This window comes from Phenylobacterium sp., from assembly GCF_037968635.1.
GTDB lineage: Bacteria > Pseudomonadota > Alphaproteobacteria > Caulobacterales > Caulobacteraceae > Phenylobacterium.
In genome coordinates, this window is the sequence record NZ_JBBKVV010000079.1 from 1 (window position 1) to 25,970 (window position 25,970).

23 protein-coding genes and 1 pseudogene are annotated in these 25,970 nt (G+C 67.2%); 12 read left to right on the plus strand and 12 right to left on the minus strand.

The window, feature by feature from the left end; all coding sequences use genetic code 11:
• The 4 genes from AAC997_RS09545 to AAC997_RS09560 form a co-directional block, all read left to right on the plus strand.
• Window positions 1-324: hypothetical protein (locus tag AAC997_RS09545; RefSeq protein WP_340645464.1), on the plus strand; the 324-nt coding region annotated here is incomplete at its 5' end.
• A 23-nt stretch (window positions 325-347) separates the two neighbouring features.
• Complete coding sequence (locus tag AAC997_RS09550; RefSeq protein WP_340645465.1) at window positions 348-944, plus strand: response regulator; 597 nt, start codon at window positions 348-350, stop codon at window positions 942-944.
• Window positions 941-1,393, plus strand: a complete 453-nt coding sequence (locus AAC997_RS09555; protein ID WP_340645466.1) for a hypothetical protein — start codon at window positions 941-943, stop codon at window positions 1,391-1,393. The genes AAC997_RS09550 and AAC997_RS09555 overlap by 4 nt, the downstream gene beginning before the upstream one ends.
• A gap of 119 nt (window positions 1,394-1,512) precedes the next feature.
• On the plus strand, window positions 1,513-1,980 hold the full coding sequence (locus AAC997_RS09560) for a hypothetical protein (RefSeq protein ID WP_340645467.1): 468 nt from the start codon (window positions 1,513-1,515) through the stop codon (window positions 1,978-1,980).
• Between the two features lie 318 nt (window positions 1,981-2,298).
• On the opposite strand, the gene AAC997_RS09565 is transcribed toward AAC997_RS09560, so the two are convergent.
• Complete coding sequence (locus tag AAC997_RS09565) at window positions 2,299-2,739, minus strand: hypothetical protein (protein ID WP_340645468.1); 441 nt, start codon at window positions 2,737-2,739, stop codon at window positions 2,299-2,301.
• Between the two features lie 361 nt (window positions 2,740-3,100).
• Here AAC997_RS09565 and AAC997_RS09570 point away from each other — a divergent pair, with 361 nt between their 5' ends.
• Window positions 3,101-4,780, plus strand: a complete 1,680-nt coding sequence (locus AAC997_RS09570) for a sulfatase-like hydrolase/transferase (RefSeq protein ID WP_340645469.1) — start codon at window positions 3,101-3,103, stop codon at window positions 4,778-4,780.
• A gap of 61 nt (window positions 4,781-4,841) precedes the next feature.
• Here the strand turns inward: AAC997_RS09570 and AAC997_RS09575 are convergent, their stop codons facing one another.
• The gene (locus AAC997_RS09575) at window positions 4,842-5,252 is read right to left on the minus strand and encodes a DUF1330 domain-containing protein (protein WP_340645470.1); all 411 of its coding nucleotides are present in this window, start codon (window positions 5,250-5,252) and stop codon (window positions 4,842-4,844) included.
• Between the two features lie 3 nt (window positions 5,253-5,255).
• Complete coding sequence (locus AAC997_RS09580; protein WP_340645471.1) at window positions 5,256-6,158, minus strand: haloalkane dehalogenase; 903 nt, start codon at window positions 6,156-6,158, stop codon at window positions 5,256-5,258.
• A gap of 97 nt (window positions 6,159-6,255) precedes the next feature.
• Here AAC997_RS09580 and AAC997_RS09585 point away from each other — a divergent pair, with 97 nt between their 5' ends.
• The 5 genes from AAC997_RS09585 (at window position 6,256) to ppc (ending at window position 14,107) form a co-directional block, all read left to right on the plus strand.
• Complete coding sequence (locus AAC997_RS09585) at window positions 6,256-7,350, plus strand: ribonuclease Z (protein ID WP_340645472.1); 1,095 nt, start codon at window positions 6,256-6,258, stop codon at window positions 7,348-7,350.
• Between the two features lie 12 nt (window positions 7,351-7,362).
• Window positions 7,363-8,385 carry a glutathione S-transferase family protein gene (locus tag AAC997_RS09590; RefSeq protein ID WP_340645473.1) on the plus strand — a complete coding sequence of 341 codons (1,023 nt, stop codon included), beginning with the start codon at window positions 7,363-7,365 and terminating at the stop codon, window positions 8,383-8,385.
• 62 nt (window positions 8,386-8,447) lie between these two features.
• Complete coding sequence (locus tag AAC997_RS09595; RefSeq protein WP_340645474.1) at window positions 8,448-9,044, plus strand: TetR/AcrR family transcriptional regulator; 597 nt, start codon at window positions 8,448-8,450, stop codon at window positions 9,042-9,044.
• A gap of 73 nt (window positions 9,045-9,117) precedes the next feature.
• Window positions 9,118-11,298 carry a penicillin acylase family protein gene (locus AAC997_RS09600; RefSeq protein WP_340645475.1) on the plus strand — a complete coding sequence of 727 codons (2,181 nt, stop codon included), beginning with the start codon at window positions 9,118-9,120 and terminating at the stop codon, window positions 11,296-11,298.
• A 124-nt stretch (window positions 11,299-11,422) separates the two neighbouring features.
• Window positions 11,423-14,107: a phosphoenolpyruvate carboxylase gene (ppc, locus tag AAC997_RS09605; protein WP_340645476.1), complete on the plus strand. Its 2,685-nt coding sequence runs from the start codon at window positions 11,423-11,425 to the stop codon at window positions 14,105-14,107.
• Window positions 14,108-14,162: 55 nt separating this feature from the next.
• Here ppc and AAC997_RS09610 read toward each other — a convergent pair whose 3' ends face one another.
• The gene (locus tag AAC997_RS09610) at window positions 14,163-14,420 is read right to left on the minus strand and encodes a hypothetical protein (protein WP_340645477.1); all 258 of its coding nucleotides are present in this window, start codon (window positions 14,418-14,420) and stop codon (window positions 14,163-14,165) included.
• Between the two features lie 249 nt (window positions 14,421-14,669).
• Window positions 14,670-15,965, minus strand: coding sequence for an SLC13 family permease (locus AAC997_RS09615; RefSeq protein WP_340645478.1), 1,296 nt, complete (start codon window positions 15,963-15,965; stop codon window positions 14,670-14,672).
• Between the two features lie 113 nt (window positions 15,966-16,078).
• Here AAC997_RS09615 and AAC997_RS09620 point away from each other — a divergent pair, with 113 nt between their 5' ends.
• Window positions 16,079-16,894 carry a hypothetical protein gene (locus AAC997_RS09620; RefSeq protein WP_340645479.1) on the plus strand — a complete coding sequence of 272 codons (816 nt, stop codon included), beginning with the start codon at window positions 16,079-16,081 and terminating at the stop codon, window positions 16,892-16,894.
• A 42-nt stretch (window positions 16,895-16,936) separates the two neighbouring features.
• Window positions 16,937-17,695, plus strand: a complete 759-nt coding sequence (locus AAC997_RS09625) for a universal stress protein (protein ID WP_340645480.1) — start codon at window positions 16,937-16,939, stop codon at window positions 17,693-17,695.
• Between the two features lie 4 nt (window positions 17,696-17,699).
• Here the strand turns inward: AAC997_RS09625 and AAC997_RS09630 are convergent, their stop codons facing one another.
• From AAC997_RS09630 to AAC997_RS09660, 7 genes and pseudogenes are all read right to left on the minus strand, one after another.
• Window positions 17,700-19,199: an NAD(P)/FAD-dependent oxidoreductase gene (locus AAC997_RS09630; protein WP_340645481.1), complete on the minus strand. Its 1,500-nt coding sequence runs from the start codon at window positions 19,197-19,199 to the stop codon at window positions 17,700-17,702.
• A gap of 167 nt (window positions 19,200-19,366) precedes the next feature.
• Entirely contained in the window at window positions 19,367-20,470 is a 1,104-nt protein-coding gene (locus tag AAC997_RS09635; protein WP_340645482.1) for a putative sulfate exporter family transporter, read from the minus strand.
• A pseudogene (locus AAC997_RS09640) lies at window positions 20,467-20,988 on the minus strand (LLM class flavin-dependent oxidoreductase). Before AAC997_RS09640 ends, AAC997_RS09635 begins: the two are co-directional and overlap by 4 nt.
• A 113-nt stretch (window positions 20,989-21,101) precedes the next feature.
• On the minus strand, window positions 21,102-22,073 hold the full coding sequence (locus AAC997_RS09645) for an aldose epimerase family protein (protein WP_340645483.1): 972 nt from the start codon (window positions 22,071-22,073) through the stop codon (window positions 21,102-21,104).
• Entirely contained in the window at window positions 22,070-23,074 is a 1,005-nt protein-coding gene (locus AAC997_RS09650; protein WP_340645484.1) for a UDP-glucose--hexose-1-phosphate uridylyltransferase, read from the minus strand. The genes AAC997_RS09645 and AAC997_RS09650 overlap by 4 nt, the downstream gene beginning before the upstream one ends.
• Window positions 23,071-24,198 carry a galactokinase gene (gene galK / locus AAC997_RS09655; protein WP_340645485.1) on the minus strand — a complete coding sequence of 376 codons (1,128 nt, stop codon included), beginning with the start codon at window positions 24,196-24,198 and terminating at the stop codon, window positions 23,071-23,073. Before galK ends, AAC997_RS09650 begins: the two co-directional genes overlap by 4 nt.
• Window positions 24,195-25,970 carry an alpha-galactosidase gene (locus AAC997_RS09660; protein WP_340645486.1) on the minus strand — a complete coding sequence of 592 codons (1,776 nt, stop codon included), beginning with the start codon at window positions 25,968-25,970 and terminating at the stop codon, window positions 24,195-24,197. The genes galK and AAC997_RS09660 overlap by 4 nt, the downstream gene beginning before the upstream one ends.

The following is a 25,970-nucleotide window of genomic DNA, read 5'->3' on the forward strand; positions in this document are numbered from 1 at the left end:
CTGGCCAACGAGCTGGAACACGCCGGCGCGCTCTGCGACCGGCTGGAGATGCTGGTCACCCAGCTCGTCCGGTTCAGCCGCGGCGAGACCCTGGAGATCGCCCTGCACGAGGCTCAGACTGTCGACGTGCTGACCCAACACCTGGCAGCCCTGGCCACCTTCACCCGCAGGCTCTCAAACCAGGCCCAGACTGGAGGCGCATACGACCTGTCGGACGCCATCTCCGGCGTGACCCTGGGGGACCTCGCCATGCGCCTGGCCCAGGTGACGCGCGACACAGAAGCCCTGACCTCCGCCGAATCCGGCGACCTAGACCTCTTCTAAGCGAAGCGAAACCCCCGACCCCCATGGCCCTAGACCCCAACATTCGGATCAACCTCGACCGCTCGGTCGTGCTGCTTGTGGATGACAATCCCCAAGCGCTCGAGGCCCTGAGCGCGATGGTCCGTGGGTTCGGCGTGCGCAAGCAGTTCAAGTGCGGCTCGGGCGCTGAGGCCATGCACTACGTGAAGAATCAGGAACTCGACCTGGTCATCACCGACGCCCAGATGCCCGACATGGACGGCTACGACTTCGTCCGCTGGCTGCGCCGGGATGCGCCGCCGGAGCTGATCTTCACCCCTGTCATCATGCTCACCGGTCACGCCCCGCGCAGCATGGTCGAGAAGAGCCGCGACTCCGGCGCCAACTTCATCCTTACCCGGCCGTTCACGCCTGAGATCCTGCTGCAGCGGATTTTCTGGGTCGCCCGGGACGAACGTCAGATGGTCAAGGCCGAGAACTATGTTGGTCCTGACCGGCGCTTCAAGAACCTCGGCCCACCCCTCGGGATCAAGGGTCGCCGCAAGGACGATCTGTCCACCCACGTCGGCGCCGCCACCGATCCCAACATGGATCAGAACGAAGTCGATATGCTTATGAAGCCTGCACGGGTGCAAATTTGAGCAAGACCGAGTTCATCAAGGTCCAGAACCGCCTGTCGCAGCAGCTGGCCAAGCCCGGCGGCATGACCGCCGACATCGCCACCCAGCGCGCGCGCCGCGAGCTCGCGGCCCAGGCCGGTGACGCCAAGAAGTCGCTGGGCGTCACCATCGGCCGCATGGAGATCATGTGCTCCGAGAAGACCGCCTCGGCCGACGACATCTATGTGGAAAGCGCCGTCGTCCTCGACATCGCCGGCATGTTCGACATGCGTACGCTGTGCGATGCCTCTTACAGCCTGTGCGAACTGACCGACCGCTTGAGGACCAAAAGCCGCCAGGACTGGGGCTCGATCGGCGTCCACGTGAACGCCCTTCGCCTGATCTGGAGCAAGGACGACAAGGACGCCGACCAGCTGAAGTCCGTGGTCGACGGCCTGTGGGCCATCACCGATCGCCTCGACGCCAGCTAGGACGCCGCGCGCGCGCACGGGACACGCTATTTCGTCACATCGTGACGGCTTAGGAACCTTTGGCCCTTGGCCACCGTCGGCTATACTGGCTGAAGGGGACCAGGCGGAGGGTGCCGGCCATGATTTCGCTCTTGCTCGCCCTTGCGGCCGCTCCACCCGTCGAGGGGGAACACGCGACGCTGCAAGCCTGCGAGATGACCGGCGGCGGTTGGGTCTGCCACTACACCATTCCGGCGGTCACCCTGGTAGGTGCGGCCAATGCGCCGCCACCGCGGATCACCCTGGCTCCAGCGCCGGCATCGGCGTCACCACAAGTCCCACAGCCCCGCGCCGAGGACGCGGCAGAGGCCGCCCGGCAGGTCAAGCTGATCGCCGATTGCGCAGACGCGGGCTGGATGTCGCTATGCCTGCCGAAGGACCGTCGCGAAGCCCGCCGACTGCGGGATGCGGCCACGGCGCGAAAGGCCCTGCGCACCCAGGTCACCCAGCTGCTGAGCGAGAACAAGTGCTCCGAGGCGGTGAAGTCCGCCCTTAAGGCCGGCGACCTGACCCTCGCGCGGGAGGCCCAGGCGTTCTGCGCGCCCTAGAGCGGGATGACTCCTCTGGAAGACTGAATTCGGCACTGAACATCTGTGACTACAGCACAAGTCAGCGTTCAGTCGGTTCCACCTGATCGCATCGCCCCTAGGTCGGGCGACAACCGGTTCGCCGTCTTTCGGGGCCAGGCGGCTCCGACCCGATGATCCATGCATGAAGGCAGGCCCGACGTGGGCCGGCCTGGTCCATTTCGAGGTGACTGGAGTAGGGCTGCGGGTCAGAAGGAATCATCCGACCCGCAGCTTTAGACTCAAGGCAAACGCGCGCATCCTGGAGGACAGCCGGCTTCGGCTAACCCTTGGACGGCCCTAGTGACCGCCGCTCGGAGGCGGGCAGGTCGCGCCGTCCTCGCAACCCGAATAGTGGATTTGCGGCGGCTCGACCGTCACATCCGACGGGCGGACATAGACCTGGGGCCGATGCAGATAGATCTGCGGCGCGGCGATGCGCACCGGCGGCGCGTCCACATAGACCGGCGGACCCTGGATATCGATCCGGCCCGAGGCGACATAGACCGGACGGCCATGAACGCGGACGCCAGGGCTTTGAACGCGGATGTTGGCCCACGGCGCGGTCGGCCGGTAGAAGACCGCTTCCTTGTCGCAGAGACACCCATCCTCAGGACGGTGATAGGACTCGTTCGGACAGTCCCGCACCATCTGCGGCCGGTCGTAGCCATAGCGATCCTGGGCGCCGGCGCCGCCAGCGGACATCAGGAGCGCCGCTCCAGCGATAAGTATGTATTTCATGCAACCCCCACATCGAAACGTGCCGCGCCTCGGCTCTGGATGAAAACCCAGGCCGACGGAGGGCAGAGCTTCACCCTAACGGTCCCGTTAACCATCTGGCAAGGTAATGCAGCCCTGGGCGCCTTGTTCCATCCAGCCTGCACACCAGGGTAGACGCGCCTCCCGCGCGCGGCCGACGGGACCCGATAATAGTCGCAGGCCGAACCGACTCCCCGTGGCGAGCGCAGAGCGCCGCAGCGCTGCGCGATCGTCAGAGACCGGAAGCTCCTAGCCGCTGAGGCCGCGGCGACGGCGCTCTTGCCGTCCATTGAATATAATGACACGATCCATGCCAATAACTGTTGCCGCCTGGAGGAAGACTATGAGGAAGCGCATCTGGCTCGGCGCTACAGCCCTCGTCCTGGCGGCGGGTGTTGGCGTGGCCGCAATGAACAAGCCGGCCATCCTTGGCATGATCGCCCATGCCCGCCTGCCCCATGTCGAAGCCAATCAACCGGTGACCTGGTCCCAGGGGCCCGCGGCGCCGGCCCCTGGCGAGCGGCCGCCGAACGTAGTCTTCATCCTGGCCGACGACCTGGGGTTCAACGACATCACCTTCAACGGCGGCGGCGTCGCCGGCGGCGTGGTCCCGACGCCGAACATCGATTCCATCGGTCGTGACGGCGTCGACTTCGTGAACGGCTATGCGGGCAACGCCACCTGCGCCCCGTCGCGGGCCGCCATCTTGACCGGGCGCTACCCCACGCGCTTCGGCTTCGAATTCACTCCCGCCCCCGTCGCCTTCGCCAAGCTGGTGGGCACCGAGGCGGAGCCGGACTCCATCGTAGAACCGAAGTTCTTCCCGGACCGGGTCAAGGACATGCCGGCCGGCAGCACCTCGCCGACACCCACCGCGATGAACACATTGAGCGTGCCGGCCAGCGAGCTCACCATCGCAGAAGTGCTGAAGACCAGAGGTTACCAGACGATCCACCTGGGCAAATGGCACCTGGGCGGCGCTGACGGCTCCCGGCCGGAGGCCCAGGGCTTCGACGAGAGCCTGGGCTTCATCGCCGGCGGTTCGATGTACCTGCCGGAAAAAGCGCCCGACGTCGTCAACGCCAAGCAACCCTGGGACCCTATCGACCGCTTCCTGTGGCCCAACCTGCCCTACCAGGTGCAGCATAACGGCTCGAAGATGTTCGCGCCAAAGGGCTACATGACCGACTACCTCACCGATGAGGCAGTCAGTGCGATCAAGGCCAACAAGAACCGGCCATTCTTCATGTACTACGCGCCCAACGCCATCCACACGCCGCTGCAGGCCACCAAGGCCGACTACGACGCCCTGCCGCAGATCAAGGATCATCGCCTGCGGGTCTACGCCGCCATGGTGCGCAATCTGGATCGCAATGTCGGGCGCGTGCTGCAGGCGCTGAAGGATGAGGGCCTGGACGACAACACCCTGGTGATCTTCACCAGCGACAACGGCGGCGCGGGCTATGTCGGCCTGCCCGAGGTCAACCGCCCTTATCGCGGCTTCAAGTCCACCTTCTTCGAGGGCGGCATCCACGCGCCGTTCTTCATGCGCTGGCCGGGCCAGATCACGCCCGGGTCACGCTATGCCAACCCCGTCAGCCACATCGACATCTTCGCCACCGCCGCGGGCGCGGCCGGGGCGGCGGTTCCCAAGGACCGGGTGATCGACGGTGTCGACCTGATGCCCTACCTGCAGGGCAAGGCCACGGGCCGCCCACACCAGACCCTGTTCTGGCGCTCGGGCCAGTACAGCACCGTACTGGACGGCGACTGGAAGCTGCAGGTCAACGGCGCGCGCGAGAAGGTCTGGCTCTACGACCTGGCTACCGACCCCACCGAACAGCACGATCTCTCCAAGGCGAAGCCTGACAAGGTCATCGCCCTTAAGGCCCTGCTCCGCGACCAGGACACCCAGACGGCCAAGCCCATGTGGCCCTCCCTGCTCCAAGGCCCGGTCTTCATCGACCACCCGAGCGGCCAGCCGCAGAAGGCCGGCGAGGAATACATCCTCTGGGACAACTGACGGATCGCCAGACCCGTCATCCCGAACGCAGATCGGCGCTCCGGGATCCCGGTGCGAAAGCCTAGCCCCGCGCCTTGGTCTTGAGGTTGAGCTGACCGGCCAAGCCCGCCTTGCGGTGGTGTTCGATGGCGGCCATCTCCGGAGACATCGCCATGTCGCGGAAGGCGGCAAGAGATGGATACTCGACCAGCGCCACCACGTCCCAGAGGTCCTCCACCTCGCCGATCATCAGTCCGGTGACCTCGCCGCTGTAGCGCATGGCGCCACCCTGGGCCTCCACCAGTTTCGTCACGCCTTCGCCATAGCGGGCATAGGCTTCGCGGCCCGTCAGATGAGCGTCCGAGCCGTCGGCGTACTCGGCCGTAGACCTGAACTTAAGCAGGTTGACCATCACGAAGGGCCCGTCTTCCGGCGCGCCGAAGAACTCCATCGCCTGGGCCATCGGCGGCAGGACGGCGTTTTCAACCTTCATGGTTCAGCTCCGGGCGCGGATCATGGTGTCGAGGATGGCGGCGAGATCGTCGGGGCAGTCCTCCTGCAGGAAGTGGCCGCCCTTTGTCGTGACGTGGGGCTGCCCCTTGGCGCCCGGGATGCGAGTCTGGAAGGTGACGTCCCCGCCGCGGCTGACGGCGTCGCCATCGCTGAAGGCGGTGATCACCGGCCTGTCGAACCGTTCCAGCACCTCCCAGGCGACCTTGTTCTCCGCCACCTGCCCATGCTCGGGCGTCACCGGAACCAAGGTCGGAAACTGACGCGCGCCCTCCTTGTAGGTTTCGTCCGGGAAGGGCGCGTCATAGGCGGCGACTTCCTCTGGCGAGAGGTCGCGGCCGGTCCCCATGTTGACGATCATGCCGATCGGCATTTCCGGAACCGACTGACTGAACTCCAGCCAGGCCTTGAATCCGTCGGTCATGCCTGAACCTGTCGGCAGGCCGGTGTTGGCGATCACCAGGCCCGCGAACCTGTCGGGGAAGGCCGCCACGAGGCGCAGGCCGATCAGCCCGCCCCAGTCCTGGCAAAACAAGGTGACCCGGTTCAACGCCATCGCCGCGAACCACTGGCTCATCCAGTCGACGTGGCGGGCGTAGGTGTAGTCGGTGCGCAGGGTCGGTTTGTCCGACCGTCCAAAACCGATCAGGTCAGGGGCGACCACCCGATGGCCCTTGGCCACAAGGGCGGCGATGATCCTGCGGTAGAGATAGGCCCAGGATGGCTCCCCGTGCATCAGCACCACGACAGCCCCGTCGCGGGGGCCTTCATCCACGTAGGCCAGACGCATGACCGTGCCGTCGGCGTCCGTGACCTGGGCGTAGTGGGGGCCGAAGGGCCACTCGGCAAGGCCGGCGAAGCGTTCGTCCGGGGTTCTCAGAACCTGCATGCCATCCCTCTCGCCAGTTCTCTCTGGCTCTTCATCGAAACTAGTGGCAATATGAATGTCAATATATTGCCGGGTCAAGCCGGAGCGGGGGCAAGACATGTCGAAGTGGCGGACAGCGGTCCTGATTCTGATCAGTGTGGCGACTGTGGTTCTTGCGGGCGCCTGGCTGATGCGAGGCAGGCTGGCGACCGCGGCGATGGAGAAGGTCTATCTCCAGGCCATGGCCCGCGATCCCTATGCCGGCCTGCCGGACGGTCTGCACGTTGGCCTGTGTGGCTCGGGCTCGCCGATGCCCGATCCCACCCGCGCCGGCCCATGCACCGTAGTCCTGGCCGGCAAGAAGTTGTTCGTCGTCGACGCCGGCGCCGGCGGCACGAAGAACCTTTCCCTGATGAACCTGCCGCCGGCGCGGGTGGACGCGGTCTTCCTGACCCATTTCCACTCAGACCATATCGACGGCCTGGGCGAGCTGATGCTGCAGCGCTGGGCCAGCGGCGCCAATACCAGCCCCCTGCCCGTCTACGGACCCACCGGGGTCGAGCAGGTGGTGGCCGGGTTCCAGTCGGCCTACGTGCTCGACAGCGGCTACCGGGTCGCCCATCACGGCGCGGCCGTGGCGCCGCCCTCGGGTTTCGGCGGCGCGGCCCATTCGTTCGAGGCCCGACCCAGCCTGCCTGACGTGACGCTGATCGACGAGCCTGACCTGAAAGTCATCGCCTTCCCCGTGCCTCACAATCCGGTGGAACCGGCCGTGGGCTACCTCTTCGTCTACAAGGGCCGCCGGGTGGTGATCAGCGGCGACACCGCGGCCTCTCCGCGTCTGGAGGCGGCCGCCAAGGGCGCCGACCTCCTGGTGCACGAGGGACTGTCGCCGGAGTTGGTGGGCCTGCAGCGGAAGTCGGCGCTGACGGACGGTCGCGCCAATCTGGCGGCCATCTTCCATGACATCCTCAGCTACCACACGACCCCGGAGCAAGCCGCTGGTATCGCCCAGCGGGCCGGCGTGAAATCCCTGCTCTTTACCCACATCATCCCGCCTCTGCCGAGCCGGGCTCTGGAGGGGCCGTTCCTCGGCAAGTCGCGGGACATCTTCAAGGGACCGATCCGGGTGGGCCACGACGGCGACCTGGTAAGCTTGCCCGCCGGTTCGGCGAAGATCACCCATTCCAACCGGCTCATGACCTTCCGCTGAGGAGACCCCGGCATGACGGATCCTATCGCCCTCTCCGGCGCGCCTGGCTCGCCCTATACCCGCAAGATGCTGGCGGTTCTGCGCTACCGGCGCATCCCCTACCGCTTCCTGCCGCCCAGCGGCCCGGCCCTGTCGGGCCTGCCCCAGCCCAAGGTCGCCCTGCTGCCCACCTTCTACCTGCCCGATGAGGCGGGAGACCTTCAGGCGGTCACCGACTCCACCCCGATCATCCGGCGGCTGGAGCGGGAGCATGAGGGCCGCAGCTTGGTCCCGTCGGACCCGGCGCTCGCCTTCCTGAACGAGTTGATCGAGGATTATGCGGACGAGTGGCTGACCAAGGCCATGTTCCACTACCGCTGGGCCTACGAGGCCGACATCGCCAAGGCCGCCGCCATCCTGCCCTGCTGGCGCGGATTCTGCGTCCCGGACGACGTACTGGAGGCCCGCGGCGCGATGTTCGCGGAGCGGCAGATCGGACGCCTACGCTATGTCGGCTCCAACCCCACCACCGGCCCGGTGATCGAGGCGGCCTATGTACGTTTCCTGAAGGCCTTCGACGCCCATCTGACCGGGCAGCCCTATGTGCTGGGGCAGCGGCCTTCCTCCGCCGACTTCGCGATCTTCGGCCAGATGACCCAACTGGCCGAGTTCGACCCGACCCCCATGGCGCTGACCCTGAAGATCGCGCCGCGCGTCACCGCCTGGGTCGGCATGATGGAGGATCAGTCCGGGGTCGAGCCCACGCAGGACGGCTGGAACGACATCGACGCCTTGCCGCAGACGCTCATCGCCCTGCTCACCGAGATCGGCCGGGTCTATCCGCCGGTCATGCTGGCCAATGCGCGAGCCGTGATGGAGCGCGCGCCGGATGTCGCTGCGGTGGTGGACGGCCAGGCCTGGAGCCAGCAGCCCTTCCCCTATCAGGCCAAGTGCCTGCAATGGCTGCGATCGTCGCGGGCGGAGCTGGACGCCGGCGCCCTCGCGCGGGTCGATTCCGTCCTTGCGGCAACCGGATGCATGGCGCTCTTCGTCTGAGTACTGGCGCGAGCGCCCGAGCGGCCTTAATCACCGGTTGTAGGCTGGATGAGTGAGATCGCGTGGCGGACCTTGCGGACGTGAAGACTGTCGAGCCTGGGGGCTCGTCCGACGGCCGGCGCAAGCGGGGCGAGGACAATCGCGCCCGTATCGTCGCGGCCATGTTGCAGATCGTGCAGTCGGGCGAGATCGCCCCCAGCGCGGAACAGGTGGCGGCCCGCGCAGATGTCGGCCTGCGCACCGTCTTCCGGCATTTCAGCGACATGGACAGCCTCTACCGCGAGATGTCCGAGGCCATCGAGGCCGAGGTTCAGGCTGTGGCCGACCAGCCCTTCAAGGCCTCCGACTGGCGCGGCCGGGTGGTGGAGCTGGTGGGCCGGCGTGGCGTGGCCTTCGAGAAGATCGGGCCCTTCCGCAAGGCTTCCGACGCCTTCCGCCACCGCTCGCGGTTCCTGGGCGACGACGCCAACCGCCTGTCCCAAAGACTACGGGAGATCCTCGAACGCGTGGTGGGGGACGCGGTCGATCCCCAGACCCTTGAAGTCCTCGACCTGCTGCTGAGCTTCGAGGCCTGGTCACGGCTGCGGGAGGAACAGGGCCTTTCCGTGGATCAGACGCAGGACGTGCTCGAGGCCGCCGCCCGGCGCCTCATCCCCTAGCGACGGGTCGCCAGGCGCCGATTTCCCGTGGGGCGGCGTTGCCGTGGCCCGGACCAGACCCTAGCGTCGCGGCATGCACATGCTCCTGCGCGCCCTCGCCCTCGTCGCCCTGTTCGCCTTCGCCGCCCCGGCCGCCGCTGCGACCGCGACCGACAGCGCCCGGTGGGAGAAACTGGCGGCCGGAATCAGCATCGTCCGCGACGACTGGGGCATCGCCCACGTGCGCGGCAAGACCGACGCCGATGCGGTGTTCGGCATGGTCTATGCCCAGGCCGAGGACGACTTCAACCGTGTGGAGACCAACTACATCAACGCCATGGGCCGGCTGGCCGAGGCTGAGGGCGAGAAGGCTGTCTGGCAGGACCTGCGGATGAAGATGTTCATCGATCCCGCCGACCTGAAGGCCGACTACGCCAAGAGCCCGGCCTGGCTGCAGACCCTGATGACCGCCTGGGCCGACGGCCTGAACTACTACCTCGCCACCCATCCCAAGGTGACGCCCCGGGTGATCAAGCGCTTCGAGCCTTGGATGGCGCTCTCCTTCACCGAGGGCAGTATCGGCGGCGATATCGAGAGCATCTCCCTCGCCCAACTCGAAGCCTTCTACGGCGGCCGCCAGACCTCGATGGGCGAGGAACAGGTCGCCCTGGCCCGGTTCAAGGAGCCCTCGGGCTCCAACGGTTTCGCCATCGCGCCGGACGCCACCGCCGCCGGTCACGCCCTATTGTTGATCAACCCGCACACCAGCTTCTTCTTCCGCTCCGAACAGCAGGTGACCAGCGACGAGGGGCTGAACGTCTACGGCGCGGCGACCTGGGGGCAGTTCTTCATCTACCAGGGCTTCAACGCCAAGGCCGGCTGGATGCACACCACCAGCGGCCTGGATTCCATCGACGAGTTCGCCGAGACGATCAGCGGCGACAAGTTGACCTATCGCTACGGGCGCGAGAACCGGCCGGTCATCACCAGGCTCATCTCCGTACCCTACCGCGCCACCGACGGGTCGATGAAGGCCAAGACCTTCACCGTCTACCGCACCCACCACGGCCCCATCGTCCGTGAGGCCGGCGGCAAGTGGATCGCCGTGGCCCTGATGCACAAGCCCATCGCCACGCTCAGCCAGTCGTTCCTGCGCACCAAGGCGACCGACTACGCCAGCTACATGAAGGTCATGGCCCTGCAGGCGAACTCGTCGAACAATACTCTGTTCGCCGACTCAAAGGGCGCGGTCGCCTATCTGCACCCGCAGTTCATTCCCAGGCGCGACGACCGGTTCGACTACACCAGGCCTGTGGATGGCGCCGACCCGGCCACGGACTGGAAGGGGCTGCATGCGCTGGATGAGGCGCCTCACCTGCTGAACCCGTCCAACGGCTGGATCGCCAACACCAACAACTGGCCCTATTCGGCGGCCGGCGCGGAAAGCCCACGGAAGGCCGACTACCCTCGCTACATGGATTCCGCCGGCGAGAACCCTCGCGGCATCCACGCGGCCCTGGTGCTGAAAAACCGCAAGGATTTCACCCTGCCGACCCTGATCGCGGCGGCGTATGACCCGCGCCTCACCGCCTTCGACCCACTGATCCCGCCACTGATCGCCGCCTATGACGAGACCCCCGGGACGAAGCCGCTCAAGGTGAAGCTGGCCGACCAGATCGCCGTGCTGCGGGGCTGGGACCGCCGATCCTCGGCGGAGTCGCAGGCCACCTCCCTGGCGGTGTTCTGGGGCGAGCAGCTATGGAGCGAGGTGGCCGTCGCCGCCCGCGCCGAGCGGCGCTCGGTCTATGAGGACATGGTCAGCCGCACCACGGCCGAGCAGAAGCTGACAGCCCTTGCCGTGGCCTCGGACCGGTTGGCGGCGGACTTCGGGACCTGGCGCACGCCCTGGGGCCAGATCAATCGCTTCCAGCGCCTGACCGGCGACCTCGTGCAGCCCTTCAGTGACGCTGGCCCCAGCATCCCCGTACCCTTCGCCTCGGCCCAATGGGGCTCGCTCGCCTCCTTCGGCGCCGGGCGCAAGCCCGGGACCAAGAAGTACTATGGGACCAGCGGCAATAGCTTCGTCGCCGTGGTGGAGTTCGGCGAGAGGGTCCGCGCGCGGGCGGTGACGGCCGGCGGCGAGAGCGGCGATCCGGCCTCAAAGCACTTCAACGACCAGGCGGACCGCTACGCGGCGGGCGACCTGCGGGAGGTCTACTTCTACCCGGAGCAACTGATGGGCCACACGGAACAGAGCTATCGGCCGGGTCCTTAGGTATTGTCGCCAAGTGAAGTGGCTTTGGTGGGTTGCGAGCCCGTTGACACCGGTGTCATAAGTCAAGTCCCGGTCTGCTGAGATGCTTGATACCGAGACCCTCGCCATCTTCGGAAGGTCGTCCATGCCCCATTCCCTGCCCGTTCAGCTCCGCGCCACGGTGCGTTTCCTGGGTCGCATTCTCGGGGACGTCATCCGTTCGGAAGACGGATTGGCCGTCTATGACGAGATCGAACAGATCCGCCAGGCCTCCGTCGCCCTGCACAGACATGGCCCCGGCGTGGACGACCGAGCCGTCGAAACTCGGCTGCGTGAGCTTTCCCTGCCGGATGCGGTGCGTTTCGCCCATTCGTTCGCCTGTTTCCTGCAGATCACAAACATCGCCGAGGACCAGATCCAGCGGCGGCGTGGCCGCGAGAACGAGGGCCGCCCCGACACCCTGGCCGGCGCCATGCGCAGCCTCGCTGACGCGGGAGTCGGACCCGACAAGGTGGCGGCGCTGCTGGCCAACGCGGTGATCGCCCCGGTGATCACCGCCCACCCCAGCGAGGTGCGCCGCAAGAGCCTGCTGGACCGCGCCGGCGCCATCATCCGCGCTCTGGACGCCCACGATACACCTGACGAGGACGCCCGCACGGGTCACGAGCGGGACCTGGTCCGGCAGATCTCCATCATCTGGCGCACGCGGTTGCTGCGCGGCGTTAAGCTGGGGGTCACCGACGAGATCGAGAACGCCGTCTCGTATTTCGAACGCAGCTTCCTCACCGAACTGCCCAAGCTCTATGCCCACTGGGAACACCTGACGCCGGACACCACCCTGCCCAGCTTCCTGAAGGTGGGATCGTGGGTCGGGGGTGACCGCGACGGCAACCCCTTTGTCACCGCCGACATCATGCGGCACACCTTCGCCCGGCAGTCGCGGGCGGCCCTGGACAGCCACCTGGCGCGGATCAACGCCCTGGGCGCCGAACTCTCCATCTCATCAAGCCTGGCCCAGACCACGCCGGAACTGCGGGCCCTGGCCGACCGATCGCCCGACACCTCGCTGAACCGGGCCGACGAGCCCTATCGCCGGGCGCTCACCGGCATCTACGCGCGGCTGGCGGCGGCCTACCCCGGGCTGACCGGCGGCTGGGCGCGCCCGACGCCCCTCCGCAGCCCGCCCTATACGAGCCCCGGCGAACTGCAGGCGGACCTTCAGGTTCTCCAGGACTGCCTGATCGCCCAGCACGGCGAAGTGTTCTCCGAGGGCGCCCTGCCCGATCTGATCCGCGCCGTGGACTGTTTCGGCTTCCATCTGGCGACCCTGGACATGCGCCAGAACTCGGCGGTCCACGCCCGGGTGGCCGCCGAACTGCTGAAGGTCGCCGGGGTCTGCCCCGACTACGAGGGCCTATCCGAAGCCGAGCGTTGCGACCTGCTGGTCAAGGAGCTTTCGCACGGCCGTCTCCTGCACTCGCCCTACGCCGCCTACAGCGAGGAGACGGTCAAGGAGCATGGTGTGCTGCAGGCCGCCGCCGAGGCTGTCCGGCTCTACGGTCCCGAGGCGATCAAGGCCTACATCGTCTCCAACACCACCTCGGTCTCCGACCTGCTGGAGGTCTATCTGCTGCTCAAGGAGGTGGGCCTGTACATGCCGGGCGACCCCGCCGGCACGCGGATCTTCGCCGAGCCGCTATTTGAGACCATCGCCGACCTGCGCGACGCGCCGGTCACCATGAGCCGCTACCTCGCCATCCCCTTGGTGCGCCGGCTGCTGGCCGGCAAGCGCCGGCAGGAGGTGATGATCGGCTATTCGGACAGCAACAAGGACGGCAGCTACCTCACCTCCACCTGGACCCTGCACCAGACCTCGACCGCCCTGGTGGCGGCCACGAAAGCCGCCGGCCTTTCCCTCCAGCTGTTCCACGGTCGCGGCGGCACCGTGGGGCGTGGCGGCGGATCGAGCTTCGACGCCATCCTGGCCCAGCCGGCCGGCACCGTGAACGGTCATATCCGCATCACCGAGCAGGGCGAGGTGGTGGCCAACAAGTACGCCGATCCGCAACTGGCGCGCCAAAGCCTGGAAACCCTGACCGCGGGGGTCGTGCTGGCGTCCCTGCGCAAGCGCGACGTGTCCACGCGAGAGGCCTATGGCACTATCATGGGGCGGCTGTCGGACGAGAGTTTCGGCGCCTATCGAGCTCTGGTCTACGAGACCAAGGGGTTCGCTGACTACTTCTTCGCCGCCACGCCGATCGCCGAGATCGCCGACCTGAACATCGGCAGCCGTCCGACCTCGCGCCAGGCCACCCGCACCATCGAGGGCCTGCGCGCCATTCCCTGGGTGTTCTCCTGGTCCCAGGCTCGGGTGATGCTGCCGGGCTGGTACGGCTTCGGCTCGGCGGTGGAGGCGGCGGGCCTACCGCCCGAGCAGCTTCAGGAGTTGCACCACAACTGGCCGTTCTTCTCCACGACCTTGGCCAACATGGAGATGGTGCTGGCGAAGGCCGACATCGCCATCGCCCGGCGCTATTCGAGCCTGGTGGAGGACCGCGCCCTGGCCGACGCCATCTTCGGCCCGATCAGCGCCGAGTGGGAGCGCACCACCAACGCCCTGCTCTCCATCACCGGCCAGTCGGTGCTGCTGGAGAACAATCCCGACCTGTCGGCGATCATTCGCTCGCGCCTGCCATATATCGACCCGCTCAACCATCTGCAGATCGAGCTGATCCGCCGCCGGCGCTCCGGCGACGACACCGCCGAGGTGCGCGAAGGCATCCACCTGACCATCAACGGCGTGGCGGCGGGACTACGAAACAGTGGGTAAGGGAGGTCCGCCATGGAGGATAGCTGGCGCTCGGCGCAGACCACGTCAGCGGTCGTTACAGACAGACCGCGTCAATCTCGTCTGGCCGGCCAAGGACACGGCGCAAGCTCTCGATCTGGATGGGGTGCGCCGACCAGGCCAGGTCGCCGGCGCTCTGATCCCGCTCTGAGACGGCATCGTCCAGAATCCACGACTTGATCCCCCAGTCGCGCTTCAAGGTCTGGGCCAGCTCCACCGCGCCTCGGCGGCCAGTGGGCGGGTTGGCGATGATCGCCAGGGTGGGCTGGGTGTGGGTCGCGATCGCCAGCGCCATTCGCGCATCCGCGACAGGACCAACAGCATTCACGCCCTCCCGGAACAAGCATTGAAGCAACTCATCAGCAACTGCCGGGTCACTACAAACTACAAGTACAGTTTCTCTTTGAATATCATGCATACGACCCCCAAATCCAATTGATGCTCAGCCCAATTATATCAGATTGGGGTCGCATTTGTCGCCCCGCACAACCTTAACAATGGCGTGATGGAGACAAGATGTTGAAAATTCAGCCGCTTAGTGTGCTCAGAACGGGAAGAACAACGGAATGGTCGCCGCCCCGACCGCCCAGGTCAGAAGGTTGAGCGGCACGCCGATCCGCACGAAGTCCATGTAGGAATAGCGGCCCAGCTGGAAGACCAGAACGTTGGTCTGGTAGCCGAAGGGCGTGGCGAAAGCCGCGCTGGCCGCCATCATGATTCCAATCAGGAAGGGACGCGGACTGACCCCCAGGCTCTCGGCGAGCGCCACGGCGACGGGGGTGAGCAGCACGGCGACCGCGGCGTTGGAGAGGATTTCGGTCAGGAACAAGGTCGCGCCGTAGAGCAGGACAAGGGCCAGACCTGGGCCCAGCACCTTGACCCATCCCACCAGAGCGTTTGTGGCCAGCGAGGCCAGGCCGGTGACCTCCAGCGAGAGGCCCACCACCACCATGCCGGCGATCAGCAGCAGAATGTCCGGGCGGAGCCCCTTGTAGGCGTCATCAACACTGATCACCCGCAGAAGCACCAGCAAGACCGCCCCAGCGAAGGCCGAGGCGGCGATCGGTGCGAGTCCGAAGGCCGCGGCCGCCACCACGCCGACAAAAACCGTGAGGGAGACGATGGCCTCGTAAGGTCGGAAGTCACGGTTCACCGGCACCAGATTCGGATCGTCCCCGGTCGCCTGAGCAGCCTTGGCCGGCAGCGGCTCGGGCGGGTCTTCCTCCTCGGCTCCGCTCAGCAGGCGACCGCCGAACAGGAAGAGGTAGACGCCCCCAGCCAGGGCGACAATCAGCGCAACCGGCGTGATTTCGAACAGGCCGAACCCAGGTTGCCCGGCATTCCGGGCCATGTCGTTGACCAGCAGGTTGGTGGAGGTGCCGATGAGGGTGCAGGCGCCCCCGAGGATGGATGCGTAGGACAGCGGAATCAGGAAACGCTTGGGTGGCAGATTCATGGACTGCGCCACGTCGCGAACCACGGGCGCCGACAACACCACGATGGGCGTATTGTTCAGGAAGGCGGAGGCCGCGCCGCAGGCGGTGATGACAAGCCAGATTCCCAGAACACCCATGCGTGAGCAGAGGCGGATCGCATGTCGGATGATCAGGCCAAGAAGGCCCGACAACTCCATGGCGTAGGCGATGACGAAAAGGCTGGCCAGGGCGATGATCGCGGGGCTCGCAAAGGCGCCCTGGACCTCGACCGGACGGATCGTGCGGGTGGCGAGCAGGACCGCCGCGCCCGCCAGGGCGACGACGTCCGAGCGCAAACGACCCCAAATCAGGGCCACGATCACGGCGATCAGAACCGCCAGCGCGATCAGCTGATGGGCGGTCATTGCGCCGCCAGGACGCCGACTCGCTGCGGCGCCCGCCCCTCATTCCCGGGCCTGCCGCCCAGAAAGCTCTGAGGAACTGTCAAAATGTCGTCGCCATCTGCTAAGGTTGGTGAATGTCCGATCATAGGCCGGTGGCGACCCGCCGCAATCTCTCACTGATAGCTCCCTTGATCATCGGCGGCGTCCTGGCAGCCATTCTGCTGTTCGCGGTCCTGCGTCGTCCCGACACTCCGCCACCTGAGCCCTTGCCGCCGCCGGCGGTGAACCGGACCGAGCTGGTCGAGGCCGCCAATCTGGCCGCTGCGGCCTTCGCCACGGGCGGCAAGCCGGCGACCGAAAAATCGCCGCTGGTGGGTCGGACCTTCAGCCTCGAGATACCCTTCGGTTGCAATGGCCCTCGCACCGGGGCCGACGGCGCCCAGGCCTTCGCCGAATACGACCTCGACAAAGGCGCGTTGCGTCTGGTGGCGCGACCGGTTGATCTGTCCACCTTGCCCCTGGTGAAAGGCCTCAGCGAGGCCGCCAAGGTGGAAGCGGTCGAAGGCTTCTGGGTGCCTCGCCCGTGGGTCAAGTCCGAAGCCTGCCCGCCAAAGCGCAAGACCGAGTTACCGGCCACGCCGACCCCGCCGGCCGCCCAGACCCTGGCCCTCGCCCAGGTGTTCGACTCGACCAGTTCCCGGCTGGCCCAAAGGGGGGGGCGGCCCTACGAGTTCGTGCGGAAGGTCGCCAAGACCGACACCTCCGTGCTGTCCCACACCTACCGACTTCGACTGGAAGGTCGCCTCGTAGGCTTCCAGAACGGACAGGCCAGCCAATGCTGGAGCGAGTCGCCGGACCACCGGCCGATCTGCCTCTATGCGGTGACCTATGACCGCGTCGCCTTCCTTGACGGCGACACGGGCGAGACCTTGAGCGAGTGGCGAGACTAGGCTCTAGGCACCCCGTTTCTGATTTTACCCGGAGCATCCTCAATGCCCGATGTTCTCGCCTGCATCGATCGCTCCGCCTATTCCAATAGCGTGTGCGATCACGCCGCTTGGTTCGCGGGGCGGCTGGGGGCGACGATTCGGGCGATCCATGTCAATGAGGGCCAGGCCTCGGTCGCGCCGGCCGACGGTTCTCCCCGGGCCGAAGCGCGCCTGCAGCATGCCCTCGACCGACTGCACGGGGAAGGCGCCCTTGAGGCCACGGCCGAAGAGGCGCGAGGGCAGTTCATCGACTATGTCTCGGGCCAGGCCACCAATCTCATCGTGATGGGCAAGCGCGGCGAGCTCAGCCACGGTCAGCGCACGACCCTCGGCGCCAGCGTGGAGAAGGTCATTCGCGCCACCGCCACGCCCGTCTGCCTGACCTCCAAGATATTCCTGCCGATCACCCGCGCTCTGGTGTTGTTGGACGCAGACATGGACCATCGCCGATCGGTGGAATTCCTTGCCAGCCACCCCGGCCTCGCGGACCTGGATATGGACCTTGTCGTGGTGCAGGGGCCCGACCAGGACGCATCCGAGAAGCTGAGCTGGGCGCGGGCCAGTCTGCTGTCCAAGGAGGCGGAGGCCTTCGTCCTCGAGGCCACGGATCTCGACGACGCGACGGCCCGTTATATCGAGCGCGCCGCCGTCGACCTGGTGATTGTCTCGCGCGCGGTCCTGCTGTCGGATGTCCAGACCCAGCTTCAGCGCATCGAGGCGCGCGGGGTCTGGGGCATCCGCACCCCGGTCCTCGTCTGCTGAGCGGCTATTTGTAGACGAAGGCCTTGTCGTCGAGGTCGATCAGCGGGAACTCGTCCTTCTCCGTCAGATAGTCCTGGCTGTGGCGCCATTCGGCCTTGTCGCCACTCTTGGGCAGCAGGTGCATGCCGCGCATCAGGTAGCCGGGGTTGAAGTTCTCCGGGTCGATCCAGGGCAGGATGGCCATGTCCTTGTCCTGATCGCGCAGGGCGACCTCCACCTTCTTGGCGCCCTTCTCGTCCATGTGCTCCAACAGGCGCAGGACGAACTCCGCCACCATGTCGGCCCGCAAGGTCCAGGAGGCGCGGAAGTAGCCGAACACCCAGGCCATGTTGGGCACGCCGGTGAACATCATGCCGCGGTAGGTGACGGTCTCGCCGAAGTCCAAGGTCTTGCCGTCGATGGAGAAGTCGATGTCGCCCAGAACCGCCAGATCAAAGCCGGTGGCGGTGACGACGATGTCGGCCTCAAGGGTCTCGCCCGACTTCAGCAGCAGGCCACCTTCGGTAAAGCGGTCGATCTCGTCGGTGACCACCGAGGCCTTGCCCGAGCGGACGCTCATGAACAGATCGCCGCCGGGGATGAAGGCGATACGCTGGCGCCAAGGGCGATAGCGCGGCGTGAAGTGCTTGCCGACATCGAAGTCGTCGCCGAGGAAGGCGCGGACACCAGCCAGCAGCTCGGCGGTCACCGCCTCCGGTTCCTCCTCGGCGCGGCGGGCGAAGGCCGCCCCGTCGTGGACGATCTTGCGGCGGACGATCTCGTGGATCCAGGTCTCGTCGATCTTCAGCTCGCGCAGGGTGTCCGCCAGCTCGTTGGCGTTCCGGCCCGGGATGAAATAGGTCGGCGAGCGCTGCAGCAGGGTCACGTGGGCGCAGTCGTCGGCGATATTGGGGACCAGGGTCGCAGCCGTGGCGCCGGAGCCGATCACCACCACCTTCTTGCCCTTGTAGGCAAGGTCCTGCGGCCAGGTCTGGGGATGTATGATCTGGCCCTTGAAGTCGGCCATGCCGGGCCATTGCGGCGTGTAGCCTTCGGAATGGCGGAAGTAGCCCTGGCACATCCACAGGAAGTTGGTGGTGAAACGCAGCGCCTCGCCAGTGTCGGTGCGGATGGCGTCCAGGGTCCAGAGGTTCGCCTGGCTGGACCAGGAAGCCTTGGTGATCTTGTGCTTGTAGCGGATGTGGCGGGCCAGATCGTTGTCGTCGATCACCTCGCCCATATAGCGCAGGATTTCGTCGGCGGTGGCGATGGGGGCGCCGACCCAGGGCTTGAAACTGTAGCCGAACGTGTAGAGGTCGCTGTCGGAGCGGATGCCCGGATACTTGTGGGTGGCCCAGGTGCCGCCGAAGGTGTCCTGCACATCCAGCACCACGAAGCTGGAGCCCGGCCGTTCCTTGGCCATGTGATAGGCGCCGCCGACGCCAGCGATGCCCGCGCCGACGATCAGGACATCGAAATGTTCGGTCTTCTGGGCGGAACGGGTCAGGGTGGCGGCTTCGGACATGTGATCAGTCTCTCGTGCGGCAGCTAACTGAACGCTGATAACAAATCTTTCGGGGGCGTGTCGACGGGCGTGTGCGAAGCGCGCAATTCGCAGTCATCTCATCAAGCCTCTCGGGGGCTTCAGGGTAGATCGGTTAGGCGGTCTCCGCTCGCGCAGTGACCCGCGCCTCAGCCCAATAGCAGCATCGCCAGCACCCAGCCCAACACCACCACAGTCTCGGCGACGATCAGTAGAACCGGCTTCCACCCGACATGGACCAGTTCGCCGAGCGACGTCTTGGCGCCCAGGGCGGCGATGGCGGTGACCAGGCACCAGCGGGAGGCGTCGCTGGTCTGTTCCATGACGCCCGTGGCCACGACGCCCGACGAATTGACCGCCACCAGGGCGACGAAGCCGAGCAGGAACATCGGTACTAGCGGCGGTCGCTTCCCCGATGGGCCGGCGGTCACCTTCGAGCGGAACAACAGAGCGACGATCACGATCGTGGGCAGCAGGAGGGCGACGCGGAACAGCTTGACGATGGTGGCCGTGTCGCCGGCCTCCTGGGAGACCCCGTAGCCGGCGCCCACCACCTGCGCCACGTCATGGATAGTGGCGCCCAGGAAGACCCCGGCCTGGGTATGGGTCAGGTCCAGGCCGGCGGCGATCAGCGGATAGAGCACCATGGCGATGGTGGACAGCGTGGTGACCCCCACCACGGTGAGGGTCGTGTCCCGCTCCCGCGTCGGCGAGGGCGGCAGGACGGAGGACAGGGCCAGGGCCGCCGAAGCGCCGCAGATGGCCACGGCGCCGCCGGTGAGGATGCCGAAGTCCGGCTTCAGCTTGAAGGCGCGCGACAGGGCCCAGCCAGCCAGGATGGTGAGGATCACCCCACCCGCGGCGATCACCAGCACCTTGCCGCCCAGCGAGCTGACCTGATCCAGGGTGATCCGCGCGCCCAGCAGGGCGACGCCCAGCCGCAGCACCGTGCGGCCCATGAAATCGATCCCCGGCCGGCAGCGGGCGTCCTGGCCGACGAAATTCACCGCCATGCCCAGCAGCAGGGCGAACAGCATGACCGGCGCGCCGTAATGGTCGGCCAGCCAGGAGGCTGCCAGCGCCACGACGATGGCGATAAGGCCACCTGGCATGATCCTCTGGGCGGCGCGATAGAGTCTCAGATAGGCCGGCGTTCCGGCGGGGGCCGGCGCGATGACCGGCACCCCTTCAAGCGAATCGAAGGAGGCGAAGGCGAACTCGTGCTGTTCGGGCTCGCCCGGCTCCCGTGTCATGACGCGCCCCTACGCCGTTCGGCCTGGCGGCGGAGGCCCACAGACCGGCTGTCCAGGGACTTGGCGCGGATGGCGTCGCCGACCGTGGCGTGAAGGTGCGACAGCCGCCGGTCGGCGGCGGCGCGAACCTCGGATCCAGTCTCGCGGACCACCATGTGGAGGCGGCAACCGAGCTTCAGCTTGCGGCCGTGCCGGGTGGCGCGCGCGGTCATGTCGGAGACGATCTGCTGCACGACTTCCTGCTTGTCTGGCCACATCAGATAGACGTCGCAATCCTTGGCGGCGGCCTCCGACACGCCGCCGAAAAAACTGAGGCGACTTGCCTAAGACCGCGCGGATGCGTGGGGCTTCACCTTCAGCTTGTAGAACTCGCCATCGAAATCGAGCGTCTCACCATTCAGCAGGGTGTGCAGGATGTCCATGGTCTCGACGGCGCGGGCATAGCGCGGCGCGCTGGCCAAGGTTTCGCCAGGCATGTCGCCGGAGATTATGTTCACCGTCAGACGGCCGTTCAGAATCTGATGGTGGCGGCGGCGACCTGCCGATGTTCGCCGTCGTGGCCGCCGCCTTCCTGCTGGCCCTGCTCTGGATTCACCTTCGGGCGCCGAGGATCACGCCGGCCGAATGGGTCCTAGCCGAGTTTGAACACCGTCGTGGTCTTCAGCACCACGCCGGGCCGCAGCAGGGTGGGCAGGAAGTTCGCCTGGTTGGGCGCGTCCGGCGCATGCTGAGTCTCCAGCGCCACGCCGCCCCAGCCGGTATAGGCCGTCAGGCAGGGCTCGGTGGTGTCGATCTGCAGGCTGCGGCCCGACCCCTCGTGGATCAGCCGGGCGGCCGGCGTCAGGGCGCCGCGCTTCTTGGCCTCGAGCACGAAGGTGTTGTCGAGGTCGGCGGTGAGCGCGCGGGGCTGGCGGTAGTCCAGATCGCTCCCGGCCAGGGCTTGGACCTCGCCGGTGGGCAGCAGGGCCTCGTCGGTGACCAGCACCCCGTCGGCCAGGATCTGCAGCTCGTGGTCGCGGACGTGGCGCGCGTTCAGCCCGCCGAGATTCCAGTAGGTGTGGTTGGTGAGGTTCACCACCGTGGGCGCCGTCGTCGTGGCCGACAGCTCCAGGCGAAGTTCGTCGCCCCGGGTCAGTTCGTAGACCGCCTGCACCGACAGCTCGCCAGGGAAGCCCATGTCCCCGTCGGGGCTGACGAGGGTGAGGGTCAACTTCGCCCCCATCCGGGTCTCCTGAGCCTTGGCGGCCCAGACCGTCTTGTCGAAACCGACGCCGCCGCCGTGCAGGCAGTTGGCGCCCTCATTGCGGTCGAGGTCATAGTCGCGACCGTCGATGGAGAACTGGCCGCCGGCGATCCGCCCGGCATAGCGCCCCACCAGGCAGCCGAAGTAGCGCGGGCTCTCCAGGTAGCGCTCCAGATGGTCGTAGCCGAGGACGATGTCGTCCAGTTCGCCGTCGCGGTCCGGAGCGCGGATCGACTGAATGGCGCCTCCATAGGTGAGGATGCGCACCGACACCCCGTGGACATTGGTCAGGGTATAGGCGTCCACCATCCGGCCATCGGGGAGATGGCTCAGCGGCTTCATGGTGATGGGGGCGTTCATGTCAGGTCCCGCAGACGCGCCGCGGCCTCCTCGGGCGTCAGGTCGCGTTGGGGCATGGCCAGCATCTCGTAGCCCACCATGAACTTGCGCACCGAGGCCGAGCGCAGAAGTGGCGGATAGAAGTGGGCGTGCAACGTCACGTGGCGATGGTCCGCTCCATCCGTGGGCCGCTGATGGAAGCCCATCGTGTAAGGGAAGGACACCTCGAACAGCCGGTCATAGGCCTTGGTCAGACGCGAGAGGATGTCGGCCAGCCCCGCACGCTCGGCGGCGGTCAGTTCGTCCAGGCCGCTGACCGACCGGCGCGGCAGGACCAGAGCCTCGAAGGGCCAGGCCGCCCAGAAGGGGACCAGGGCCACGAAGGCTTCGTTGGCGCAGATAATCCGCTCATCAGCGTCCAGTTCGCGGGCGAGATAGGCGGCCAACAGGGTCTCGCCGCGGGCCTCGAACCACTCTCGCTGGCGGTCGCCTTCGCGGGCCTGTTCGTTGGGGAGGTGCTGCTGAGCCCAGACCTGGCCGTGAGGATGGGGGTTGCTCGCCCCCATCATCTCGCCGCGGTTCTCAAAGATCGTCACCGCGCCAATGTCGGGGCGGGCGGCGAGCTCGGTGAACTGGGCCGTCCAGACCTCTACCACCTCTTCGATATCGCGCGGGGTCATGCCCGCCATGGTGAGGCTGTGATCTGGGCCGTAGCAGATCACCCGGCAAAGTCCTGCCTCGGGCTCGCGGACCAGCAGCGGGTCATCGCCCCCGCCCTCGGTCAGGCCGGGCAGCAGGGCCGGATAGTCGTTGTCGAAGACATAGACGCCCTCGTAGTCCGGGTTTCGCACCCCGCCAGCCCGCATCACCCCGGCGCAGAGATAGCAGGCGGGGTCATGGGTCAGACGTCCGCCCGGCGCGGCCTGACTGGCCGCGCCCTGCCAGGGCCGGCTGACCCGTTGCGGCGAGACCAGCACCCAGTCGCCGGTCAGCAGGTTGAGGCGCCGTTCAGGCCGGCTCACTGGAAAACCTCCGACGCGCCAGCCACCGCGCGACAGGCGAAGGCGTCGGGGCTTTCCCCGATCACCGCGCCATAGGCCGCGACGATGGCGGCCTGCACCGCATCGACCGCCGCGGTGTCCACCAGGGCGATCACACAGCCACCGAAGCCGCCGCCCATGAGCCGCGCCCCGTGCACGCCGGGGGTGGCCTGGGCGATGGCGGCGAGTTGATCGACCACCGGCAGGCTGACCTCCATGTCGTCGCGCAGGGAGGCGTGCGACTGGTTCATCAGCTCACCCAGGGCCGCGAGGTCGCCCGCGCCCATCGCGCTCACCGCCTGACCCACACGGGCGTTCTCGGTCACCACGTGGCGGCAGCGTTTCACAAGGTCACCATCGAGCTGTTGCAGAGCGACGGAGAGGTCGACCACATCACGCAGGGCCGGGACGCCGAGAGTCCGGGCGGCCGCCTCGCAGTCCTCTCGCCGCTGGCGGTACTCGCCGCCCACCAGCCGGTGGCTGACCATGGAGTTCACCAGCAGAAAACTTGCATCTCGCGGCAGGGCGGCCGGCGTCGCCCGCAGGCTGCGGCAGTCCAGCATCAAGGCCCCGCCCTCAATGCCGTTGGCCGAGGCGAAGCTGTCCATGATCCCGCACGGCATGCCCACGAACTGGTTCTCCGAGGCCCGCGTCCAGCGGGCGACCTGTACGCCGTCGGCCTCGATTCCCGAGAGCGCCAGCAGGGCGCGAGTCACCGCAACCTGCAGCGCCGCCGACGAGCTGACCCCGGCGCCGACCGGCACATCCGAGACGATCAGGAGGTCGGCGCCCAGCACCGCCACGCCCGCCTCCAGCAGGGTCTTGGCCGGACCCGCCACATAGTCGGCCCAGTCGCCTCGCGGGACGAGGTGGGCGAGGTCGGCCTCCATCTCCTGGCCAAAGGTCTGCGAAACCACGCGCAGCCGCCCCAGGCCGTTTGGCGCGGCGGCCACGGCGCACCAGCGGTCGATTGCGGCAGGCAGGACGAAGCCCTCGGAATAGTCGGTGTGCTCGCCGATGATGTTGATCCGGCCGGGCGCGCGGAACAGGCGCGGCGCGGACCCGAAACGCGCGCGGAAATCGACGGCCAGGGCGGCAAGGTTCACGGCGCGATCCGTGTCAGGCGGAAGACCGCGATCTCGCCGGCCCGCATCACCGGCAGGGGGATGCCGGTCTGGGCCAGCATCGCGCCGCTGGCCGTCAGGGTGTCGCCCTTCACCAGAGGGATACGCCGCTTCATCACCGCGAAGGGTCGCTCGGGCGGGTTGATCATGACGATCTCATAGTCCGCCCGCGGCTCCAGGCCCACCACTCGAAGCGGCGCCAGGGCTGCGGCGCTGGAGGTTTCCACCTGCGCGGCGGAGACCAGAACGCTGCCGGCCCCCACATTGGCGAAGGCCAGGCAGTCGGGATGTTCGAGGCGCAGGGTGCGACCGGCGTGCAGGTCGGCGCGCAGAGTCTTGTGCAGAGCAATGGCGGCGGCCAGTCGCCCCCGCTCGTCCGCCGTGAAGGCTCTCAGGTCCGCCTCGATTCCCATGTGGCCGCCGAGCGCGGTCATGGCCCGCAGATCCAGGCTCGCCGTCCGCGCCGTGGTGTGGCTGGCGGCGGCGCCGACATGGGCGCCCATGACCTCGGGGGGAAAGAAGATCGAGAAGCCGCGCTGGATCGCCTGGCGCTCGATGGGGTCGTTGCAGTCGGAGGTCCAGATGCGGTCGGTGCGCTTCAGGATCTCGTAGTCGGCCCGGCCGCCGCCCGAAGAGCAGCTCTCGATCTCGACGCCGGGATGGGCGGCGCGCAGGCGGTCCATGAGGGCATAGACCGCCAAGGTCTGGTTGTGGGTCGCCGCCCGTCCGCCGCTCAGCGCATGGGTCAGGTCGCGGTTCATGTCCCACTTCAGGTAACCGATGGCGTTCTCTGACAGCAGGGCGTCGAGCTGGCCGTAGATGTTCTGCGCCACCTCGGCTCGGGTGAGGTCCAGCACGTACTGGCCCCGTCCCAGGGGCTGCTCGCGGCCAGGATCGCCGAGAATCCAGTCGGGATGGGCGCGCAGCAGGTCGGAATCGGCGTTGGCCATCTCCGGCTCCACCCAGAGTCCGAATTCCATGCCGAGGCCGCGGACATGGTCAATCAGTGGGGTGAGACCCTCGGGATACTTGGCCGGGTCGACGGTCCAGTCGCCGAGTCCCGAGCGATCGTCCGGTCGGCCCTTGAACCAGCCGTCGTCCAGGACATAGCGCTCGGCGCCCGCCTCGGCGGCCAGATCGGCCAGGCCCTTCAGGGTGGTCAGGTCGTGGTCGAAATAGATGGCCTCCCAGCCGTTGTAGTGCACCGGCCGGGTCTTGGCGCGCAGGCGCCCGTCCAGGATCACGTCGCGGACGAAGGGATGCAGCCGATCGGAAATCCCGTTCAGGCCGCTCTCGGAGCGTGCCAGGTAGAGGGCCGGGGTCTGGTAGGTTTCGCCCTGCCCCAGGATCACCTCGCCCGGATGCAGCAACTCGCCGGCCTGCAGCTGGATGCGGCCGTCACGCAGGCGTTCGGCGAAGATGCGGTGGTCGCCGCTCCAGGCCAGGTGAAGGGCGAAGGCCTCGCCCCGGGTCTCGCTGAAATCGGCTTCCCCCACCACCGCGAAGGGCGGTGCGTAGTGAGAGGTGCGGCCGCTGCGGTTCTCCTTGGCGATCAGGCCGGTGGAGATGGTCTGGCGGACGGGCGCGAATTCGCGGGTCCAGCGGCCGTCGAACAGCAGCAGGTCGGCGTGCGGGCTGTCGAAGGCGCCGGCCGCCAGCCAGTCCAGGGTCAGGGGCTGGGGGTCCAGATTGCGAAGCTGGGCGCGGCTGGTGAGCACGCCGGTGGCGGCCTCCAGGGTCAGAGTCCGGGTCAC

Bases quoted from the DNA above. Each gene is read 5' to 3' on its own strand.
- AAC997_RS09645 (WP_340645483.1), bottom strand. From the start codon at position 22,073: ATGAACGCCCCCATCACCATGAAGCCGCTGAGCCATCTCCCCGATGGC.
- ppc (WP_340645476.1), top strand. From the start codon at position 11,423: ATGCCCCATTCCCTGCCCGTTCAGCTCCGCGCCACGGTGCGTTTCCTG.
- AAC997_RS09610 (WP_340645477.1), bottom strand. From the start codon at position 14,420: ATGGCGCTGGCGATCGCGACCCACACCCAGCCCACCCTGGCGATCATC.
- AAC997_RS09600 (WP_340645475.1), top strand. From the start codon at position 9,118: ATGCACATGCTCCTGCGCGCCCTCGCCCTCGTCGCCCTGTTCGCCTTC.
- AAC997_RS09615 (WP_340645478.1), bottom strand. From the start codon at position 15,965: ATGACCGCCCATCAGCTGATCGCGCTGGCGGTTCTGATCGCCGTGATC.
- AAC997_RS09570 (WP_340645469.1), top strand. From the start codon at position 3,101: ATGAGGAAGCGCATCTGGCTCGGCGCTACAGCCCTCGTCCTGGCGGCG.
- AAC997_RS09590 (WP_340645473.1), top strand. From the start codon at position 7,363: ATGACGGATCCTATCGCCCTCTCCGGCGCGCCTGGCTCGCCCTATACC.
- AAC997_RS09575 (WP_340645470.1), bottom strand. From the start codon at position 5,252: ATGAAGGTTGAAAACGCCGTCCTGCCGCCGATGGCCCAGGCGATGGAG.
- AAC997_RS09550 (WP_340645465.1), top strand. From the start codon at position 348: ATGGCCCTAGACCCCAACATTCGGATCAACCTCGACCGCTCGGTCGTG.
- AAC997_RS09585 (WP_340645472.1), top strand. From the start codon at position 6,256: ATGTCGAAGTGGCGGACAGCGGTCCTGATTCTGATCAGTGTGGCGACT.
- AAC997_RS09635 (WP_340645482.1), bottom strand. From the start codon at position 20,470: ATGACACGGGAGCCGGGCGAGCCCGAACAGCACGAGTTCGCCTTCGCC.
- AAC997_RS09630 (WP_340645481.1), bottom strand. From the start codon at position 19,199: ATGTCCGAAGCCGCCACCCTGACCCGTTCCGCCCAGAAGACCGAACAT.
- AAC997_RS09560 (WP_340645467.1), top strand. From the start codon at position 1,513: ATGATTTCGCTCTTGCTCGCCCTTGCGGCCGCTCCACCCGTCGAGGGG.
- AAC997_RS09625 (WP_340645480.1), top strand. From the start codon at position 16,937: ATGCCCGATGTTCTCGCCTGCATCGATCGCTCCGCCTATTCCAATAGC.
- AAC997_RS09565 (WP_340645468.1), bottom strand. From the start codon at position 2,739: ATGAAATACATACTTATCGCTGGAGCGGCGCTCCTGATGTCCGCTGGC.
- AAC997_RS09580 (WP_340645471.1), bottom strand. From the start codon at position 6,158: ATGCAGGTTCTGAGAACCCCGGACGAACGCTTCGCCGGCCTTGCCGAG.
- AAC997_RS09620 (WP_340645479.1), top strand. From the start codon at position 16,079: ATGTCCGATCATAGGCCGGTGGCGACCCGCCGCAATCTCTCACTGATA.